16 protein-coding genes are annotated in these 18,397 nt (G+C 61.8%); 1 reads left to right on the plus strand and 15 read right to left on the minus strand.

What is annotated here, in order from left to right; all coding sequences use genetic code 11:
* The 3 genes from N4G42_RS07955 to N4G42_RS07965 all read right to left on the minus strand — a co-directional run bounded on the left by N4G42_RS07955 (position 1) and on the right by N4G42_RS07965 (position 3,973).
* The gene (locus N4G42_RS07955) at positions 1-1,296 is read right to left on the minus strand and encodes a nucleotide sugar dehydrogenase (RefSeq protein WP_260666800.1); all 1,296 of its coding nucleotides are present in this window, start codon (positions 1,294-1,296) and stop codon (positions 1-3) included.
* A gap of 89 nt (positions 1,297-1,385) precedes the next feature.
* Positions 1,386-3,320, minus strand: a complete 1,935-nt coding sequence (locus N4G42_RS07960) for a polysaccharide biosynthesis protein (protein WP_260666801.1) — start codon at positions 3,318-3,320, stop codon at positions 1,386-1,388.
* Between the two features lie 11 nt (positions 3,321-3,331).
* Complete coding sequence (locus tag N4G42_RS07965; RefSeq protein ID WP_260666802.1) at positions 3,332-3,973, minus strand: LON peptidase substrate-binding domain-containing protein; 642 nt, start codon at positions 3,971-3,973, stop codon at positions 3,332-3,334.
* A 97-nt stretch (positions 3,974-4,070) separates the two neighbouring features.
* Here N4G42_RS07965 and N4G42_RS07970 point away from each other — a divergent pair, with 97 nt between their 5' ends.
* Positions 4,071-4,622 (plus strand): YggT family protein, encoded by a 552-nt coding sequence (locus tag N4G42_RS07970; protein ID WP_260666803.1) that lies wholly within the window; start codon positions 4,071-4,073, stop codon positions 4,620-4,622.
* Between the two features lie 107 nt (positions 4,623-4,729).
* Here N4G42_RS07970 and accD read toward each other — a convergent pair whose 3' ends face one another.
* From accD to N4G42_RS08030, 12 genes are all read right to left on the minus strand, one after another.
* Complete coding sequence (accD, locus tag N4G42_RS07975) at positions 4,730-5,602, minus strand: acetyl-CoA carboxylase, carboxyltransferase subunit beta (RefSeq protein WP_015013229.1); 873 nt, start codon at positions 5,600-5,602, stop codon at positions 4,730-4,732.
* 115 nt (positions 5,603-5,717) lie between these two features.
* Positions 5,718-6,527, minus strand: a complete 810-nt coding sequence (gene trpA / locus N4G42_RS07980; RefSeq protein WP_260666804.1) for a tryptophan synthase subunit alpha — start codon at positions 6,525-6,527, stop codon at positions 5,718-5,720.
* Positions 6,528-7,811, minus strand: a complete 1,284-nt coding sequence (trpB, locus tag N4G42_RS07985) for a tryptophan synthase subunit beta (RefSeq protein ID WP_056061441.1) — start codon at positions 7,809-7,811, stop codon at positions 6,528-6,530.
* Positions 7,789-8,589, minus strand: a complete 801-nt coding sequence (locus N4G42_RS07990; RefSeq protein ID WP_260666805.1) for a phosphoribosylanthranilate isomerase — start codon at positions 8,587-8,589, stop codon at positions 7,789-7,791. The genes trpB and N4G42_RS07990 overlap by 23 nt, the downstream gene beginning before the upstream one ends.
* Positions 8,586-9,461 carry a tRNA pseudouridine(38-40) synthase TruA gene (gene truA / locus N4G42_RS07995; RefSeq protein ID WP_260666806.1) on the minus strand — a complete coding sequence of 292 codons (876 nt, stop codon included), beginning with the start codon at positions 9,459-9,461 and terminating at the stop codon, positions 8,586-8,588. Before truA ends, N4G42_RS07990 begins: the two co-directional genes overlap by 4 nt.
* On the minus strand, positions 9,461-12,073 hold the full coding sequence (locus N4G42_RS08000; RefSeq protein WP_260666807.1) for a FimV/HubP family polar landmark protein: 2,613 nt from the start codon (positions 12,071-12,073) through the stop codon (positions 9,461-9,463). Before N4G42_RS08000 ends, truA begins: the two co-directional genes overlap by 1 nt.
* 289 nt (positions 12,074-12,362) lie before the next feature.
* On the minus strand, positions 12,363-13,493 hold the full coding sequence (gene asd / locus N4G42_RS08005; RefSeq protein ID WP_260666808.1) for an aspartate-semialdehyde dehydrogenase: 1,131 nt from the start codon (positions 13,491-13,493) through the stop codon (positions 12,363-12,365).
* Positions 13,494-13,900: 407 nt separating this feature from the next.
* The gene (gene leuB, locus N4G42_RS08010; RefSeq protein WP_056061457.1) at positions 13,901-14,974 is read right to left on the minus strand and encodes a 3-isopropylmalate dehydrogenase; all 1,074 of its coding nucleotides are present in this window, start codon (positions 14,972-14,974) and stop codon (positions 13,901-13,903) included.
* Positions 14,975-15,050: 76 nt separating this feature from the next.
* On the minus strand, positions 15,051-15,701 hold the full coding sequence (leuD, locus tag N4G42_RS08015) for a 3-isopropylmalate dehydratase small subunit (RefSeq protein ID WP_056061459.1): 651 nt from the start codon (positions 15,699-15,701) through the stop codon (positions 15,051-15,053).
* 11 nt (positions 15,702-15,712) lie between these two features.
* Positions 15,713-15,838 carry an entericidin A/B family lipoprotein gene (locus N4G42_RS08020; protein WP_005795904.1) on the minus strand — a complete coding sequence of 42 codons (126 nt, stop codon included), beginning with the start codon at positions 15,836-15,838 and terminating at the stop codon, positions 15,713-15,715.
* Positions 15,839-15,907: 69 nt separating this feature from the next.
* Positions 15,908-17,329 (minus strand): 3-isopropylmalate dehydratase large subunit, encoded by a 1,422-nt coding sequence (leuC, locus tag N4G42_RS08025; RefSeq protein WP_056061462.1) that lies wholly within the window; start codon positions 17,327-17,329, stop codon positions 15,908-15,910.
* A gap of 21 nt (positions 17,330-17,350) precedes the next feature.
* Positions 17,351-18,328: a LysR family transcriptional regulator gene (locus tag N4G42_RS08030; RefSeq protein ID WP_260666809.1), complete on the minus strand. Its 978-nt coding sequence runs from the start codon at positions 18,326-18,328 to the stop codon at positions 17,351-17,353.
* Between the last annotated feature and the right edge of the window lie 69 nt (positions 18,329-18,397).

An 18,397-nucleotide genomic window follows, 5' to 3' on the forward strand; every position in this document is an offset into this window, starting at 1 on the left:
TTACAGCCTGAAGACCGTGAATCCTGCAGCCTTGGCTGCATGCCGGTCATACAAGCTTTTTACATCGGCAAGCACGGGATTTTCACTACGGCAGGCCGCTCGCAACTCTGCGAGTTTGGCCTGCCTGTACTCGGTATGACCCACCGCCACCACCAGTGCATCCACCGGATTATTAGCATCAATTGTTTCTAATTTCAGCTTGTGTTCATTGTGCATTGCATCCGCATTTGCCCATGGGTCAGCCACACGCACTTCTACTCCCCAGGATTCGAACTCACGCACCATATCAATAACCTTGCTGTTGCGGATATCGGGACAGTTTTCTTTGAACGTCATGCCCATCACGCCTACGCGACAGCGCGGCACGTCCATACCATTTTTGAGCATGAGCTTGATGGTGTTACGAGCGACGTAGCGGGCCATGTTGTCGTTGATCCGACGGCCGGCAAGAATGACTTGAGGGCGATACCCGACCTGTTCGGCTTTGTGTGTGAGGTAGTACGGGTCCACGCCGATACAGTGTCCTCCCACCAATCCAGGACGAAAAGGCAGGAAATTCCATTTGCTGCCCGCTGCCTCGAGTACATCAAGTGTATCAATATCTAGACGCGAAAAAATCACCGACAACTCATTTATAAGTGCAATGTTGAGATCTCTCTGCGTGTTTTCTATTACCTTGGCAGCTTCGGCTATCTTGATGCTAGATGCCTTGTGAGTTCCTGCTTTAATGATGGTTTGATAAAGTGCATCTATTTCGTTGCTCACCTCCGGAGTGCTGCCACTCGTTATTTTCTTGATTTTGGTGAGAGTGTTTATTTTGTCTCCAGGGTTGATGCGCTCGGGGCTATAGCCACAAAAAAAATCCTGATTGAATTTTAATCCAGAAGATTCTTCTAACACTGGAACGCATATTTCTTCTGTGGCACCAGGATACACGGTGGATTCGTATATTACGGCTGAGCCGATTTGCATCCGGCGGCCAATTATTTTGCTAGCCTCGATCAGCGAAGTCATATCTGGGCGATTGGCGCGATCTATGGGCGTGGGAACGGTAACAATAAATATCTGGCAATCGCACAAATCTACTTCACTGTTGGAGTACTGAAGATGGTGCGCTTGCGCCAATTCCTCGGAAGATACTTCTAACGTATTGTCATGCCCGCTGCGCAATTCTTCGATGCGGGCTACGTTTATGTCGAAGCCCAATACAGATCTTTGCTTGCCGAACTCAACGGCAAGAGGCAGGCCCACATAGCCTAGCCCTATTACGGCAATTTTCCGATCCCACCATTTCATTCGGGTTGTCCTTTTAAAAATTCTTCGGCGTTTTACAAGTGGGTGATTGGTATGGGGTTATCTGTTATGAGTGGTAGTATTAGTGCGCGTCAATCACCATTATGAGAGAATGGCGCATAACCCGGCACCAACTCTCGCAGCACTTTTTTTAAAGCCGCAGTATCGTTTGCTTTAGCTGAATTTTGAAGCTGCTCCAGCAGCTTGGCCAGTGCGGGCCAGGGTTTGTATTCTTCCCGTGCTCGCAGTATCCGTGGATGCTGCGTGGCAAGAGGGTTGTCACTGATAAGAAGCTCTTCGTAGAGTTTTTCCCCAGGACGTAGGCCAGTGAAGAGTATTTTTATGTCTCCGTTGGGGTGGCTGTCGTCTCTGACGGTCAAACCAGACAGGGCGACCATGCGCCGAGCCAACTGCTCAATTCGGATGGGCGCACCCATGTCGAGCAAAAATAAATCACCTCCTTCAGCCATGGCACCTGCTTGCAATACGAGTTGGGCAGCTTCATAGATGGTCATGAAGTAACGGGTCACTTCCGGGTGGGTAACTGTGATAGGCCCACCTGCCGCGATTTGCTGGCGAAACAATGGAATGACGCTGCCGCTGGAGCCCAGCACGTTGCCAAAGCGGACTATGGACAGGCGGGTAGGGCAAAGCCATGGCGGTTGGGACTCCTTTTGGTCGCAGTCTGCAAAAGGCATTTGGTTGGCTGCAGAAACTGCTTGCAAGATCTGTTCGGCGATGCGCTTGCTGGCTCCCATAATATTTGTGGGCCGAACCGCTTTGTCGGTCGATACCAATACCAAGTGTTTAGCACCATGAGCTAGCGCTAGCCGCACTACGTTAAGTGTGCCAAATACATTGTTCAGGACGCCTTCTCCGGGATTGGATTCCACCATTGGCACATGCTTGTAGGCGGCGGTGTGGTAAACAGACGAAGGTCTGTGTGTTCGGAAGATTATGTCTAGGCGGTCGGCCGCGCCCACGCTGGTAAGCAAAGCCACCAGGGTACAGTTGTGTAAGCCCTTTTCCTTGAGCGCAAGCAGTTCCTGATGGATGCTGTAAAGCGCGTACTCACTGTGATCTACCAGAAGCAAGGTGGCGGGGCGCTCTCTTACGATTTGGCGGCAGAGTTCGCTCCCGATGCTGCCTCCGGCGCCGGTGACCATGACGGTTTGATTGGCGAGGTTGCGTCCAATCAGCTCTGAGTTGGGCGCGACGGGCTCGCGCCCGATGAGGTCCTCAACATCCAGTTCCTGAAAATCTGCCATCGTGACGCGCCCGCTGGCCAAGTCTGACAAGCCTGGCAGAGTGCGGATGCGCACAGGAAGCTGCCGAATACTTTCAATGATTTGGTGTCGGCGTTGGCGTGAGGCGCTTGGTACTGCCAGCAATATGTCTGTAACTTGCTGTTTGTGTACCAGCTTTGATAGAGAGGCTAGCCCATATACCTGAACTCCGTCAATGCTTTGTCCGAGTTTGGCCGGATCGTCATCAATAAACCCTACTAATTGATACTGAGGCGTGCTCACGAGACCCGCTGCCGTTTGTGCACCTGCGCGACCCGCGCCGTAGATTAGCAAGCGCTGCGGAGATTTCCCCGGGGCACCAGCAAGCCACAACCATCCCAGCGCGCGGCTGGCACCTACGAGCAGCAGGAAAATGAGTGGCTGTAGGAGGCCAACACTACGGGGGACGTCCTCCCATTGGGCGAATAGAAGGGTTGTAAACAGTAGGGCACCATACAAAGCCACGGCTTTTCCCGTGGTAATCAGTGCTTTGATGCCGGTGTAGCGAAAAATAGCGCGATACAACCCTCTCGTTACAAAGATGGGAATAGCTAACACTGGTGCCAGCCCATAGACCAGCCATTGCGCTCCTTCGGGTGTGTGCAAGGCTTCTAGCCTCAATGTGAATGCAAGCCACATGGCGAACACTCCCATTGCGGCATCGAGTCCGACGACGAAGATCTGCTTGATACGCCGGGGCCATTCAAGAACTCTACTTAAGAAGAGGCTGGAAGTGTGCATCGGTCTTTCGTCTACTGTAACGGTGCAATCCCCGTCCTCTCCAGCACATCCCCCACCAACTCCAGCCGTATCATAGGGTTGTCGAGTTCCATCAAACGCTGCTTGAGCTCCAGCGGCACGGGCAACAGCTCGCACCAGCGATTGGACACCCAGCCGCAATCGTCCAGTTGCGCTTCGGTGGGTGTGATGGCGTTGGGGGTTTCGGGATCGCGTTGCCGGAGGGTGTGCAGCACCTGCGCCAGTGCGGCGGCTGCTTTCTTGAGTTCGCCGGGGACGGGTACCGGGAGGTCGGGATCTACGTGATCCACGTCGGCGGTCCACAGGCCGTTGGGCAGGTGATGGCGCTGGGTGATGCGAAAACGTTGGCTGGCGCGGCACAGCAATGTGATCAGGCCTGACTGGGGGTGATCCAGCTGTTCGATGATCGCCACGGTGCCAACGTCGTTGAAACGCTCTTCGGGTGCGCCCGCCCGGCGCACTTCGTGGCCATGGGTGAGCGACACTACGCCAAACGGCGCACCTGCTTGGTAGCACTTGTGCACCATGCCCAGGTAGCGCACCTCAAACACGCGCAGCGCCAGAACGCCGCCCGGGAACAGCACGGAGTTCAGCGGGAAAAGGGGCAGGGATGACAGTGTGAGGGCTTGGGGCATGGGCGGGGTGGGGCGCCTTGGCCCGCTATCATCCCACGGCACAACCCGCTTTCGGTATCGCCGTGGTTTTTTGTTCCCTTCGTCCCTTTTTTCGCCCATGCTTTTTCAGATCGCTTCTTTCCTGCTCGATGTTGTTGGCGGCTTGCTCACGGGGGCCTGTTTGCTACGACTGTACATGCAGTGGCAACGTGTTCCGTTTGCCAACCCGGTGGGGGGGCTGGTGTTTGCCCTGACCGACTGGCTGATCATGCCGCTGCGACGGGTGATCTCCCCTGCGGGGCGTTGGGATGTGTCCAGTCTGGTGGCTGCGATGCTGGTGCAGCTGGTGCAGTACGCGTTGTTGACGTTGCTGCTCGGTGCGGGATCGGCATGGGCGTGGTTGCCCTGGTTGGCCTTGTTCGGGCTGCTGCGCGTGGCGGTCTCGGGGCTGATCGGCCTGCTGATTGTCTATGCCGTCCTGTCCTGGGTACAGGGTGGCCGTTCACCGCTGGCGGATGTGATCGCGCGCCTGTGTGAACCCGTGTTGCGTCCTTTTCGGCGCGTCATTCCGCTGATGGGCGGCTTCGACCTGTCGCCATTGGTGGCGCTGGTGGTGCTGCAGGTCGTGATGATTGTTCTGGGCCATTTGCAGGCGAGTGTGATGCGTTAAGCATCCCAAAGGCCCGATGCGTCAGCCAAATATGCTCTGTTTGCTATTGAAAATATAGCAATGGCGTGGTGAGGCCTCATTCAGTCCCCTTTTCGGGGACCGGGTATTTACATCACCGCGTCAGCAGGCAGTCGTTGCAGCATGGCCAAACTGCTGGCCACGGTGTTGCGCAGTTCGCGGCGGTCGCAGATGAAGTCCACCGCGCCCTTGGTTTGCAGGAACTCTGCACGCTGGAAGCCCTCGGGCAGGGTCACACGCACGGTGGATTCGATCACGCGCGGGCCAGCAAAGCCGATCAGCGCCTTGGGCTCGGCAATCACGATGTCGCCCACAAAGGCAAAACCTGCGCTCACGCCACCCATGGTGGGGTCGGTCAGCACACTGATGTAGGGCAGGCCCTTCTTGGCCAGGCGGGTCAGCGCCGCATTGGTCTTGGCCATTTGCATGAGCGACAGCAGACCTTCCTGCATGCGGGCGCCGCCGGTGGCAGTAAAGCAGATGAAGGGCACCTTTTGCTCGATGGCGGTTTCCACGCCACGCACAAATCGCTCGCCCACCACGGAGCCCATGGAGCCGCCCATGAAGTCGAACTCGAAGCAGGCGGCGACGACGTTGATGCTCTTGACCGCGCCGCCCATCACGATGAGGGCGTCGGTCTCGCCGGTGTTCTCCAGGGCTTCCTTCAGGCGCTCGGGGTACTTGCGGCTGTCCTTGAACTTGAGCGCGTCTACGGGCAGCACTTCCTGGCCGATTTCGTAGCGGCCTTCAGCATCCAGAAATGCGTCCAGTCGGGCGCGCGCACCGATGCGGTGGTGGTGGCTGCAGTGGGGGCACACATTCTGGTTGTGCTCCAGGTCGGCCTTGTAGAGCACCGTTTCGCAGCTCGGGCACTTGATCCACAGGCCTTCGGGCACCTGACGGCGCTCGGTGGGGTCGGTTTGCTGGATTTTGGCGGGTAGAAGTTTTTCGAGCCAGGACATGGTGTTCTCCTCTTCAGTGGCGCGACCTGCTACAAAGCCCGTAGGCGTTTGCGGGGCAGGCCGGGTGTGAATCTGTCGGCGCACCCCGCAGGATGCGCCGGGCTGCATTATGCGACTAGGCGTCCAGGGCCTTGCGGATGCCGCGCAGGAAGTCGATGGTCAGGGGCACCACCTTGGCGTGCTCCTGGTCTTCAATCAACTGGATGATGCGGCTGCCGATGACCACGGCATCGGCCACCTTGCCGATGGCCTGGGCGGTGGCGGCGTCGCGGATGCCGAAGCCCACACCCACCGGGATGGTCACGTGCTGGCGAATACGGGGCAGCATCTGCTCCACGGCCGCCGTGTCCAGCGCGCCTGAGCCGGTCACGCCCTTGAGCGATACGTAGTACACATAGCCGCTGGCCACACGCGCCACCTGGGCCATGCGTTCATCCGTGCTGGTGGGGGCCAGCAGGAAGATCAGGTCCATGCTGTGCGCACGCAGGCTGGCGGCAAAGGCTTCGCATTCTTCGGGCGGGTAGTCCACGATGAGCACGCCGTCCACGCCCGCAGCGGCAGAGTCGCGCACAAACGCACCTTCGCCGTACTTCTGGTCGTAGCGTTCCACAGGGTTGGCATAGCCCATCAACACCACTGGCGTGGTGCTGTTGCGCTTGCGGAACTCACGCACATGGTCGAGCACCTGCACCATGCCAATGCCCAGGCTGAGGGCTTTTTCACCCGCCTTCTGGATCACCGGGCCATCGGCCATGGGGTCGGAAAAGGGCACGCCCAGCTCGATCACGTCGGCACCGGCCTCGACCATGCCGTGCATGAGCGCGGGGGTGATGTCGGCAAACGGGAAACCGGCGGTCACATAAGGAATCAGCGCCTTGCGGCCCTGTGCTTGCAGGGCAGAAAAGGTGGATGCGATACGGCTCATTTATTTCACCAACTTGATGGGTTGCTCGCCGCCCTTGACGGACTGCCCCTGGCAGCTGGGTCGGCAGTAAAAGTCGGCGCCACTGAGATCGGCCACAGTACCAATGTCCTTGTCGCCCCGGCCCGAGAGGTTGACCAGGATCGACTGGTCTGGGCGCATGGTTTTGGCCAGCTTCATGGCGTAGGCCACGGCGTGACTGGATTCGAGTGCGGGGATGATGCCCTCGGTGCGGCACAGGTAGTGGAAGGCGTCCAGCGCTTCCTGGTCGGTGATGCCGACGTATTCGGCGCGGCCGATTTCCTGCAACCAGGCGTGCTCTGGGCCCACGCCGGGGTAGTCCAGGCCTGCGCTGATGCTGTGGGTTTCGGTGATCTGGCCGTTGTCATCCTGCAGGATGAAGGTGCGGTTGCCGTGCAGCACACCCGCGCTGCCCTTTTGCAGCGATGCCGAGTGTTTGCCCGACTCCAAGCCTTCGCCTGCTGCCTCCACGCCGATGAGGCGCGTTTTCTCGAAAGGGATGTAAGGGTGAAAGATACCCATGGCATTGCTGCCACCACCCACGCACGCGATAACCGCATCGGGTTGGTCGCCCAGCACCTTTTGCTCGGCCAGCATGCTGGGCATTTGCTCAATGCATTCCTTGCCGATCACGCTCTGGAAGTCGCGCACCATCATGGGGTAGGGGTGCGGGCCCGCCACCGTGCCGATGATGTAGAAGGTGTTGTCCACATTCGCCACCCAGTCGCGCATGGCGTCGTTCAGGGCGTCCTTCAAGGTCTTGCTGCCAGACTCCACGGGCACCACCGTAGCGCCCAGCAGTTTCATGCGGTACACGTTGGGGCTTTGGCGCTTCACGTCTTCGGCACCCATGTAAACAACGCATTCGAGCCCATAGCGCGCGCAGATGGTGGCAGTGGCCACGCCGTGCTGACCTGCACCCGTCTCGGCAATCACGCGGGGCTTGCCCATGCGCTTGGCCAGCATGGCTTGGCCGATAACGTTGTTGATCTTGTGCGCGCCTGTGTGGTTCAGGTCTTCGCGCTTGAGATAGATCTGTGCGCCGCCCATCTCGCGGCTGGTTCGCGCTGCATGGTAGATGGGTGAGGGGCGACCGACGAAGTGCTTGAGTTCGTAATGGAATTCAGCCAGAAATTCAGGGTCGTTCTGGTAGCGCGCGTAAGCCTCGCGCAGCTCCTGGATGGCGTGGGTCAGGGTTTCGCTGACGAAGCTGCCGCCATACGGGCCGAAGTGGCCGGAAGCATCAGGTTGCTGATAGGAATTCATGGGGGTTCTTTGCAAGTTGTGCATCGGCCGCACGCACGGCGGCAACGAAGCATTGGATCTTCACGGCGTCCTTGATGCCCTTGACGGGTTTGCCATCAGGACCATCGACTTCGACGCCGGAACTGACATCAACCGCCAGCGAGAGACCCCGCGGGCGGACTTGCAAAATGCCATCTGTCACGTTTGCAGGCGTGAGTCCACCAGACAAAACGAGGTGAGAGCTGACGCTTGGTGGAAGGAGTGACCAATTGAATGCCTTGCCGCCGCCGCCAAACCCTTCGACATGGGCGTCGAGCAGGATGGCTTGGGCGTGAGAGTAATCGTGGGCGTATTTTACGAGGTCAAACTGCGCCGCTCCATCACCGAGGGGAATTCGGGCGGCTCGCAGGTAGGGGCGTGCCCCCTGGTGGGTGGCCGCCATGCAGTCCTGTGGCGTCTCATCACCATGGAATTGCACCGTAGCGCCAGCAATCATTGCACTGGCTGCTATCACATTAGGAGTGGATTCGTTCACGAACAGCAGCACGGGCGTGACAAACGGCGGCAGGCGCCGTGCCAACTGCGCGGCCCGCTGGGGGGTGACCGACCGTGGGCTGGGGGCGTAGAGCACAAAACCCACCGCATCGGCGCCCGCAGCCACAGCTGCATCCACGTCTTCCTCGCGGGTCAGCCCGCAGATCTTGATGCGGGTGCGTACGTTGGCAGACGCCTGGAAAGGGGCGGGGAGGCGTTGACTGACGGCGGGAGCCGTTGTGGTCGGTGTAGTGGCCTGGTTCATGGAAGCCAATCATACGCAGCCGTGCGCTGGGGTAGCCCCCAGGCGGCGTCGTAGACGGGCCCTTGAAAGTACAACCCGTCTGGCGAGAATGTCGGCGCGGCCACCTTGCGGGACCGGGCTGCCAGCACCTCGGCCATCCATTCGGGCGGCTGCGCGCCCTGGCCGATGGTGATCAGGCAGCCCATGATGTTGCGAATCATGTGGTGCAAGAAGGCGTTGGCTTCGAATTCAAAACGCCAGTAACAGGGGCTCCAGCCCAGTTCGGGGTGCGGTGTATCAGCCCCCCGTCGCACGATGTCGATGCGTTGCAAGGTCTTGACCGGGGTCTTGGCCTGGCAGGCGGACGCGCGAAACGAGGTGAAATCATGCTCGCCGATCAGGTAGTCGGCCGCCTGCCGCATGGCGTCATGGTCTAACGGGTGAAACACCCAGCCCACCCGCCCGGCATCCACGCTGGGCCGCACTGGCGACTGCAGAAGCACGTAGGCATAGCGCCGGGCCACGGCGCTGGCACGCGCATGAAAGTGGTCTGGGACCGCCTGAGCCCATTGCACCGCAATGTCGGAGGGCAGGAAGGTGTTGGTACCCCGGACCCAGGACGCTGCGGGCCGGTCCAGCGGGGTGTCAAAGTGCACCACCTGCATCAGGCCGTGCACACCCGCATCGGTACGGCCTGCGCAAAGGGTGCTGACCGGATGCGTAGCAAAGCGGCCCAGGGCCGCTTCGAGTTTGTCCTGCACGGTGTTGCCAGAAAGCTGGCTCTGCCAGCCACTGTAGGCTTGGCCGTTGTAGCTGACACCCAGCGCCACCCGGGTCACGGGGCGGCCTGGGGACGTGCTGGGGGTTAAATCAGCGGAGGGGCCGAGCGGCATCAGCCCAGTTCGGCCAGCATGCGCTGGGCGCGGGTCTTGAGGGCGCCGCTGGACTCTGCCACCACCTCTTCAATCAGCGTACGAGCGCCGTCGGTGTCCCCGATGGCGTTGAACTCTTCGGCCAGCGCAAGCTTGGTGGCCAGCGGGTCGTCCTGCGCTGCGGCCGATCCATCGTCTGTGAATTCCGGTGCGGGAGCAGACGGGGCCTTGGCGGCGGGAGCTGCCATCGGCTTGGAGGGGGCGTTCAGGTCCAGCGACAGGTCGCCCAGATCAAACTCCATAGGGCCGGAGTCTTGGGGCTCGCCATGGAGAGGCATGGGGCCGGACGGCGCCATGGTCAGGTCGTTGCTGCTGGGGAAGTCCAGATTGGCCACTGGAGGCGGCGCCATCATGGGACTCGGAGCGGTTTCCTGACTGCTCCACGCGGCCGTGGGCTCGTCGGGGATGCTGGGCAGATCCAACTCGGGGCGCAGCGTCTGTGGTTCGCTGGCTTCACTGCGGTTGTTGGCCGCAGCAGCCGCAGCGGCCGCAGCAAAACCACCGGCTGCAGCAGGAGGGGCGTCTGTCAGCGCGTCATCGGGCAGGTCCAGATCCAGGTCGAGGTCCAAGTCTGGTGGCAGGGCTGCGGCAGGGCTGCCTGCACCAGTGAAGGTGCTGGGGAACCCGCCCGGTGGCACCGAAGGCGATTCATCCTCGGCCATTCCGGGGCGGCCGCCAGGTTGGTACAGGCGGTTTTCGGGCTCCAGGTCACGCCCGAGTTCCGCAATGCGGTTCCAGTCAGGCCCTTCGCCCTGGGTCAGCTTGAACACTTCGCCTGCGACGGCCTCAAGGGCTTTGCGGTCCTGGCGCTTGGCGTAGATTTCACCCAGCTTGACGTGCACTGAGACGCGGCCCGGGTTGTGGCGCACGGCTTCTTTCAGGATTTCTTCGGCCTGGAGATCGCGGCCGTAGGCCAGATAAACGTCGGCTTCGGCCACGGGGTCCACGTCACCGCCGGCGTCCAGTTGGCTGGGTGAATAGGCCATGGACGAGCCGGTGGTCATGTCGCTGTTGGCTGTGTCTACACGCTGGCCGCCGCTGGCACCAAAAAATGAGTCGGGTTGAATGCGACTTTCCAGGAAGGAGCTGTCCACCCCACCGTTCTGTCGACGGCGCTGGACCAGGCGGTAAGCGCCAAATCCGAGCAGGCCCGCCACCAGGATGCCGCCGCCAATAGGCAACAGTGGGTCGTCCATGAGGGTGGACAGGAAGCCGGGCTCCTCGACGGGGGCCGGAGCAGGTTTGGGTGTGGGCGCCGGTTTGGGGGCCGGTGCGGGTGCAGAGGCCTCCGTGGCGGGTGCCGAGGCGGCCGCTTCTGCTGCCACTGCCGTGTCTGGCGGGGTGCTGGCGGCCGCTGCGGGGGCGGATGCCGGGGCTTCGGGCGCCAGCGGCGCGGTCGGTGTTGCCGGGACGGCTGGGGCCTGCACAGCCACCCCCGCAGGTGCGCTGGCTGCACCCGCTGCGGCGGGCGCAGGGCTGCCTCCGGCGGCTGCAGAGGCTGCGCTCAGCTTGTTGAGGTCGGTGATGTTCTTGGACAACTCTGCCATCCGCGTGGCGGCTTCGCTGGCCTGTTTGTCCTTGGCGACTTGCTCTTCGGCTGCCTTCTGGCCTTTGACGGCCCCCTTGGACAGGGTGAGCTTGTCGGGCGCTGCAGTCGCGGGTTTTTTGTCTTCTACGCGCGTCTGTACGGTGCCAGAGGCGGAGCGCTGGGCAGCAGCCACTTCGGTCGAAGGGGCCGCACCTGCGAGTTTGCGGCGGAAGTCGTTGAAGTCACGGGCCTGTGCGGCCAGAATCTGACGTGCTTCGGGGGCTGTGGTGGACTGCGCTGCGGCCTGGTCGGGCATTTGCAGCACGGCACCTGCCCTCAGGCGGTTGACGTTGCCCTGAATGAACGCGTCCGGGTTGGTACGCATCATGGCGACCAGCATCTGGTCGAGCGAAACGCCTGCAGGCTTGTAGGCGTTCGCGATGCGGCCGGCAGTATCGCCTGCCTGTACCGTCACGCCATCTGCGGGGGCAGGGCGCGGGGCTGCCGCACGGGGTGCGGGTGCAGCGGCGGTTGCCTCGCTGGCACGGGCTGTGGCTGCGGGGCGCGTCGCAGGGACCTGGGGCGCCACCGGTGCAGAAATTTGGGGCGCTGCTGTGACGGCAGGCGCTGCGCGGCGCATGCTTGGCGGGTCAAACAGCATGGTGTAGCTGCGAACGATGCGGCCTGAGCCCCAGTTGGCATCCAGCACCAAGTCCAGGAAGGGTTCGTTCACAGGCCGGTCGCTTGACAGGCGCAACACGGCGGTGCCGTCGGCGCGGCGCTGCAGTTGAATCTGCAGGTTGTTCATGGTCTGCGTGTATTCCATGCCCTGGGCACGGAAGACCTCAGGCGTGGCCGTTGTGGCACGCAGCGAGTCCGCTTCGGCAGGAGTGATCTGTGGCAGGTCGATTTCAGCGCGCAGCGGCTCGCCCAGGGCAGACTGCACGGTGATGCGGCCCAGTGCCAGCGCAGACGCGTCGCTGGTGTAGAAACCAGCGCAAGCCACGGCCGCGGCCGCCAGGACAGAAAATTTCCAACGATGCATGTTTGCCAACAACTGATTAGGATTTTTTGCGGCTCGGACGAGCGGTGCTTTTGTTCTCATGGTCTGATCCCCGCCCCGGCGCGTGAAAATATGTAAAAAGCACCATAGCATCAATGTTTTGCACTGACAAGCTGAGGTGGCTCCGAAGCTTTGAGTGGGGTCCCGGCGCCCCAAATTGGGGCATGCAGATGTTGCCAATTGCCAACGCCGCGTAACCGAGTGTGTCGATGTCTCAGGCGTAAAAAAGCGCGCGCAAGGGGGCTTGCGCGCGCTTTATGAAGTGAGACGATCAGGCGTCGAGCAAGATGCGCAGCATGCGACGCAGTGGCTCGGCGGCGCCCCAGAGGAGCTGGTCGCCGATGGTGAAGGCGCCGACATACTCGGGGCCCATGGCCAGCTTGCGGATGCGGCCCACGGGGATGGTCATGGTGCCCGTCACGGCGACGGGTGTCAGGTCCTTGATGGTGGCTTCGCGGGTGTTGGGTACCACCTTCACCCACTCGTTGTCGGCGGCGATCATGGCTTCGAGGTCGGCCACGGGCACGTCCTTCTTGAGCTTGAAGGTCAGGGCCTGGCTGTGGCAGCGCATGGCGCCCACGCGCACGCAGAAGCCGTCTACGGGAATGGCCGCAGAGCTGAAGCCCTCGCCCAACCCGAGGATCTTGTTGGTCTCGGCCATGCCCTTCCACTCTTCTTTGGATTGGCCATTGCCCAGGTCCTTGTCGATCCAGGGGATCAGCGAGCCGCCCAGGGGCACGCCAAAGTTGGCGGTTTCGGCGCCGGTCAGTGCGCGCTGCTTGGCGATGACCTTGCGGTCGATTTCCAGGATGGCGCTCTTGGGGTCGTCAAGCAGGGCCTTCACTTCGGCATTCAGCGTGCCGTATTGGGTGAGCAATTCGCGCATGTGCTGCGCGCCGCCGCCCGAGGCTGCCTGGTAAGTCTGGGTGCTCATCCACTCGACCAGGCCGGCCTTGTAGAGTGCGCCCACGCCCATCAGCATGCAGCTCACGGTGCAGTTGCCGCCTACCCAGTTCTTGCCGCCGTTGGCCAGCGCGTCCTTGATGACGGGCATGTTGACGGGGTCCAGGATGATGACCGCGTCTTTTTCCATGCGCAGGGTGGATGCCGCGTCAATCCAGTGGCCGTTCCAGCCTGCGGCGCGCAGCTTGGGGAAGACTTCGGTGGTGTAGTCGCCGCCTTGGGCTGTGATGATGATGTCGCAGCGCTTCAAGGCGTCGATGTTGAAGGCGTCTTGCAGTGTGGTTTCGTTCTTGGCCTGCGCAGGGGCCTTGCCGCCGGCATTGGATGTGGAGAAGAACAATGGCTCAATCAGGTCGAAGTCTTTTTCCTCGACCATGCGGTCCATCAACACCGAGCCGACCATGCCGCGCCAGCCGACCAAACCTACCAACTTGCTCATTTCAACGCCCCTTTCAGATTAAGAAACAGTGCCAGACCAGACTGTTTGCCCCGGCTCGTCTGGCCGGGAGAGGGCGCACGACGGTACCGGAGCTGGATCAGCCCTTAATAATGGTCGTGGTTTTGGTGGTGATTGCGCGCACAGCCACGCCTGCCAGGGCGGCAGTAGCGGTGTTCAGATCGAACGGGCGGGCGGCAAACATGGGCATGATTGTAATAGATAGCGGCTTGCACGGGGCTTGCAGCGTTGCGGGCACGCCATGGTCCGCTCGGCAACGGCGCCCCTGGCGGGCTGGACGGGTGTGCGAGTCGGTACTCGCCCATTACAAAGAAAAGGCGATCACAGAGGATCGCCTTTTGTGGATGCCACGCGCCGCCGCTGTGGGCAGCTCGGACGGCTGGGGAGGTTTACGCCTGCAGCGCCTTCACCACCGCGTCGCCCATCTGCGCCGTGCCGACCTTGGTGGTGCCTTCGCTGTAGATATCGGGCGTGCGCAGGCCCTGGGCCAGCACCTTCTGCACGGCGGCTTCGATGCGCTGGGCGGCGGCTTCCTGGTTCAGGCTGAAGCGCAGCATCATCGCTGCCGAGAGGATGGTGGCCAGCGGGTTGGCCACGCCCTTGCCGGCGATGTCGGGGGCGCTGCCGTGGCTGGGCTCGTACAGGCCCTGGTTGCTGCTGTTCAGACTGGCCGAGGGCAGCATGCCGATGGAGCCAGTCAGCATGGAGGCTTCGTCCGACAGGATGTCGCCGAACATGTTGCCGGTCACGACCACGTCAAACGCCTTGGGCGCCTTGACCAGTTGCATGGCAGCGTTGTCCACGTACATGTGCTGCAGTTCGACGTCGGGGTATTCCTTGTGCACGTCGGTGACCACGTCCTTCCAGAACTGGAAGGTTTCCAGCACGTTGGCCTTGTCCACGCTGGTGACCTTCTTGTTGCGCTTGCGGGCGGCCTGGAAGGCGACGTGGGCGATGCGCTCGATCTCGGGGCGGCTGTAGCGCATGGTGTCGAAGGCTTCTTCGGCACCGGGAAAGTGGCCGTCCACTGCCGTGCGGCGGCCTCGGGGCTGGCCGAAGTAGATGTCGCCGGTCAGCTCGCGGATGATGAGGATATCCAGGCCTGCGATCAGTTCGGGCTTGAGGCTCGATGCGCCCACCAGTTGCTCGTAGCAGATGGCAGGGCGGAAGTTGGCGAACAGGCCCAGGTTCTTGCGCAGGCCCAGGATGGCCTGTTCGGGGCGCAGGGGCCTGTCGAGCTTGTCGTATTTCCAGTCGCCCACGGCGCCGAACAGAATGGCGTCGGCTTCCTTGGCGAGCTTGAGGGTGGACTCGGGCAGCGGGTGGCCGTGGGCCTCGTAGGCGGCGCCGCCGACCAGGGCCGATTCCATCTCGAACTTCAGGTCGAGTGCGTTGAGGACCTTGACGGCCTCGGCCACGATTTCGGTACCGATGCCGTCACCCGGCAGAACTGCGATTTTCATTGATTTTGCTTTGTTTTTGATAGCTGCTAGCACATATGGATGTGGCGCTTGCGGCCGATTGGGCTGAATTTTTGAGTTACGACACCATGGTGTGTGCCAGCCAGGGCTTGGTGGCAAGACGCTGGGCTTCAAAGGCCTTGATCTTGTCCGACTGGCGCAGGGTCAGGCCGATGTCGTCAAAACCGTTGAGCAGGCAGTACTTGCGGAAGGCCTGCACGTCGAACGGGATCTCTTCGCCCTGGGGGCGCACGATGACCTGGCGCTCCAGGTCGATGGTGAGCTGGTAGCCGGGGAAGGCCAGCACTTCATCGAACAGCTGGGCCACCGTGGCCTCGGGCAGCACGATGGGCAGCAGGCCGTTCTTGAAGCAGTTGTTGAAGAAGATGTCGGCAAAGCTGGGCGCGATGATGGCGCGGAAGCCGAACTGATCCAAGGCCCACGGCGCGTGCTCGCGGCTGGAACCACACCCGAAATTCTTGCGGGCGATCAGGATGCTGGCGCCTTGGTAACGCGGCTGGTTCAGCACGAAGTCGGGATTGGGCTTGCGACTGGCGGGGTCCTGGCCGGGCTCGCCGTGGTCCAGGTAACGCCATTCGTCAAACAGGTTCACGCCAAAGCCGGTCTTCTTGATCGACTTGAGGAACTGCTTGGGGATGATGGCGTCGGTATCGACGTTCTCGCGATCCATGGGGGCCACAAGGCCCTTGAGCAAGGTGAATTTTTGCATGGCGGTATCAGTTACTTGGCGGCCCGCTCGATGGCGCTGCCGGCTTTGCCAATGTCCTGGCCCACACCCTTGACGGTGTTGCAGCCAGCCAGCACAAAGGCCAGGGACAGGGCGATGAGGGTGGCGGTCTTTTTCATGACAAGGCTCCTTCAGGCGGTTGGGGCAGTAGAGGGGACAACGGGCGGATGATGGGATGAATGATCAGCTCAGGTGAACTGGCGGATGTCCACAAAGTGGCCGTGCACGGCAGCGGCTGCGGCCATGGCCGGGCTCACCAGGTGCGTGCGGCCGCCAGCACCCTGGCGGCCTTCAAAGTTGCGGTTGCTGGTGGATGCGCAGCGCTCGCCAGGCTCCAGCCGGTCGGCGTTCATGGCCAGGCACATGCTGCAACCGGGCTCGCGCCACTCAAAGCCTGCGGCCACAAAAATCTTGTCCAGGCCCTCGCGCTCGGCCTGCTCCTTGACCAGCCCCGAGCCGGGCACCACCATGGCCAGCTTCACATTGCTGGCCACCTTGCGACCCAGGTTCTTCACCACGGCGGCGGCTTCGCGCATGTCTTCGATGCGGCTGTTGGTGCAGCTGCCGATGAACACCTTGTCGATGGTGATGTCATTGATCGGCTTGCCGGGCTGCAGGCCCATGTAGGTCAGCGCGCGCTCGATGGCGCCACGCTTGTTGGTGTCCTTTTCCTTGTCCGGGTCGGGCACGCGGGCGTCCACGCCCAGCACCATCTCGGGGCTGGTGCCCCAGGTGACCTGCGGCACGATGTCGGCCGCATCAAGCTTGACCACGGTGTCGAACTTTGCGTCGGCGTCGGAGTGCAGCGTCCTCCAGTACGCAACGGCCTGGTCCCATTCCACGCCCGTGGGCGACAGGGGGCGGCCCTTGACGTATTCGATGGTCTTGTCGTCCACAGCCACCAGACCCGCGCGAGCACCACCTTCAATGGCCATGTTGCATACGGTCATGCGGCCTTCCATGCTCATGGCGCGGAAGACGGAGCCTGCAAATTCAATGGTGTAGCCCGTGCCGCCGGCCGTGCCGATCTTGCCGATGATGGCCAGCACCACATCCTTGGGGGTCACGCCTTTGGCCAGCGTGCCGTCCACCTGCACCAGCATGTTCTTGGCCTTTTTGGCCAGCAGGGTCTGCGTGGCCATCACGTGCTCGACCTCGGAGGTGCCGATGCCGTGGGCCAGTGCGCCAAACGCGCCGTGGGTGCTGGTGTGGCTGTCGCCGCACACCACCGTCATGCCGGGCAGGGTGGCACCGTTTTCAGGGCCAATGACGTGCACGATGCCCTGGCGCTTGTGCATGAACGGGAAGAACGCGGCGGGTGTGATCTGCGCGATGTTGTCGTTCAGCGTGGTGATCTGTTCCTTGCTGATCGGATCGGTGATGCCGTCGTAGCCGTTTTCCCAGCCCGTGGTGGGCGTGTTGTGGTCGGCCGTGGCCACGATGGAACTCATGCGCCAGACCTTGCGGCCCGCTTCGCGCAGACCTTCGAATGCCTGAGGGCTGGTGACTTCATGCACCAGATGGCGGTCGATGTAGAGGATGGAGGTGCCGTCCTCTTCGGTGTGGACGACATGCTCGTCCCAGATCTTGTCGTACAGGGTGCGTCCCATGGCGTGGCTTTCTTTCTGCTTTCAGGTGGGTGATTGGATTTTAGTGTCGGGGGCCGGGTGCGCCGGGGCGGGTTCTGCCCGGGGTGAGAGGTGTTCCACCAGCAAACGCGCGGTGACGGGCAGGGCGTCAAAGTCGCGGGCTACCACGCGCAGTTCGCGGTGGGCCCAGGCATCGGTCAGCGGGATGGCTTGCAGGTTGCCCACGCCGCGCATCAGCGCAAACGCCCGGTCGGGCAGCAGGCCCACGCCCAGGCCGTTGTCGATCATGCGGCACATGGCGTCCAGCCCCGTCACCTGGATGCGCTGGCGCAGGGGGCGCCCGGCTGCGGCAGCGGCCGCGCGCATGGCCAGGCTGATGCTGCTGTTGGCGTGCAGGCCCACAATGTCCCAGTCCAGGACTTCTTCAAAATTGATAGCATCCAGCGCAGATAAATCATGCGCTCGGGGCACAACCAGCACCAAATTGTCGGCGCGGTAGGGGCGGCTCTGCAGCTCCAGGGCTCCGCCCCCGTTCGCCATGCCGATGTTGCAGATGCCAAGGTCGGCGGCTCCTTCTTGCACGGCGTGCAGCACATCGCTGGAGAGGTGCTCCTGCAGGTCGATCTTGATCTGGCTGTGCTCGCGCGCAAAGGCGCCCAGGTCTTCGGGCAGAAACTGAAAGATGGCCGAGATGTTGGCGTGCATGCGGACATGGCCGCGAACGCCGTCGGCATATTCACTCAGTTCGCCCTGCATGCGCTCCAGGCCAAACAGCACGGTGCGCGCATGGTGCAGCAGGCTCTCGCCGGCGGGCGTGAGCGTCACGCCCCGGCTGTGGCGGTAGAGCAGGGCGGTGTCTACAGCCGTTTCCAGGTCCGACAGGCGCTTGCTGACCGCTGATGCTGCAATGAATTCGCGCTCGGCGGCGCGGCCGATGCTGCCCAGCTCGCACACCGCCACAAACAATTGCAGCGAGGTGAGGTCAATACGGCGCGCAAAACTGCGCTCGGAGCTTTTCATGGGGTTTTGACTTCTCAAAAAGAGAAGGTTTCATATTTTCTCCCCATTGTCGGTGGTTTGTCATCGTGA

The sequence above is a fragment of the Acidovorax sp. K2F genome, from assembly GCF_025246485.1.
GTDB classification, from domain to species: Bacteria; Pseudomonadota; Gammaproteobacteria; order Burkholderiales; family Burkholderiaceae_C; genus Acidovorax; species Acidovorax delafieldii.

Excerpts from the sequence above, each read along its gene's own strand:
- N4G42_RS07970 (WP_260666803.1), top strand. The coding sequence starts at position 4,071 with ATGCTTTTTCAGATCGCTTCTTTCCTGCTCGATGTTGTTGGCGGCTTG.
- accD (WP_015013229.1), bottom strand. The coding sequence starts at position 5,602 with ATGTCCTGGCTCGAAAAACTTCTACCCGCCAAAATCCAGCAAACCGAC.
- N4G42_RS08000 (WP_260666807.1), bottom strand. The coding sequence starts at position 12,073 with ATGCATCGTTGGAAATTTTCTGTCCTGGCGGCCGCGGCCGTGGCTTGC.
- trpA (WP_260666804.1), bottom strand. The coding sequence starts at position 6,527 with ATGAGCCGTATCGCATCCACCTTTTCTGCCCTGCAAGCACAGGGCCGC.
- trpB (WP_056061441.1), bottom strand. The coding sequence starts at position 7,811 with ATGAATTCCTATCAGCAACCTGATGCTTCCGGCCACTTCGGCCCGTAT.
- truA (WP_260666806.1), bottom strand. The coding sequence starts at position 9,461 with ATGCCGCTCGGCCCCTCCGCTGATTTAACCCCCAGCACGTCCCCAGGC.
- leuD (WP_056061459.1), bottom strand. The coding sequence starts at position 15,701 with ATGCAAAAATTCACCTTGCTCAAGGGCCTTGTGGCCCCCATGGATCGC.
- N4G42_RS07965 (WP_260666802.1), bottom strand. The coding sequence starts at position 3,973 with ATGCCCCAAGCCCTCACACTGTCATCCCTGCCCCTTTTCCCGCTGAAC.
- leuC (WP_056061462.1), bottom strand. The coding sequence starts at position 17,329 with ATGGGACGCACCCTGTACGACAAGATCTGGGACGAGCATGTCGTCCAC.
- N4G42_RS07990 (WP_260666805.1), bottom strand. The coding sequence starts at position 8,589 with ATGAACCAGGCCACTACACCGACCACAACGGCTCCCGCCGTCAGTCAA.
- N4G42_RS07960 (WP_260666801.1), bottom strand. The coding sequence starts at position 3,320 with ATGCACACTTCCAGCCTCTTCTTAAGTAGAGTTCTTGAATGGCCCCGG.
- leuB (WP_056061457.1), bottom strand. The coding sequence starts at position 14,974 with ATGAAAATCGCAGTTCTGCCGGGTGACGGCATCGGTACCGAAATCGTG.
- N4G42_RS08020 (WP_005795904.1), bottom strand. The coding sequence starts at position 15,838 with ATGAAAAAGACCGCCACCCTCATCGCCCTGTCCCTGGCCTTTGTGCTG.
- N4G42_RS07955 (WP_260666800.1), bottom strand. The coding sequence starts at position 1,296 with ATGAAATGGTGGGATCGGAAAATTGCCGTAATAGGGCTAGGCTATGTG.
- asd (WP_260666808.1), bottom strand. The coding sequence starts at position 13,493 with ATGAGCAAGTTGGTAGGTTTGGTCGGCTGGCGCGGCATGGTCGGCTCG.
- N4G42_RS08030 (WP_260666809.1), bottom strand. The coding sequence starts at position 18,328 with ATGAAAAGCTCCGAGCGCAGTTTTGCGCGCCGTATTGACCTCACCTCG.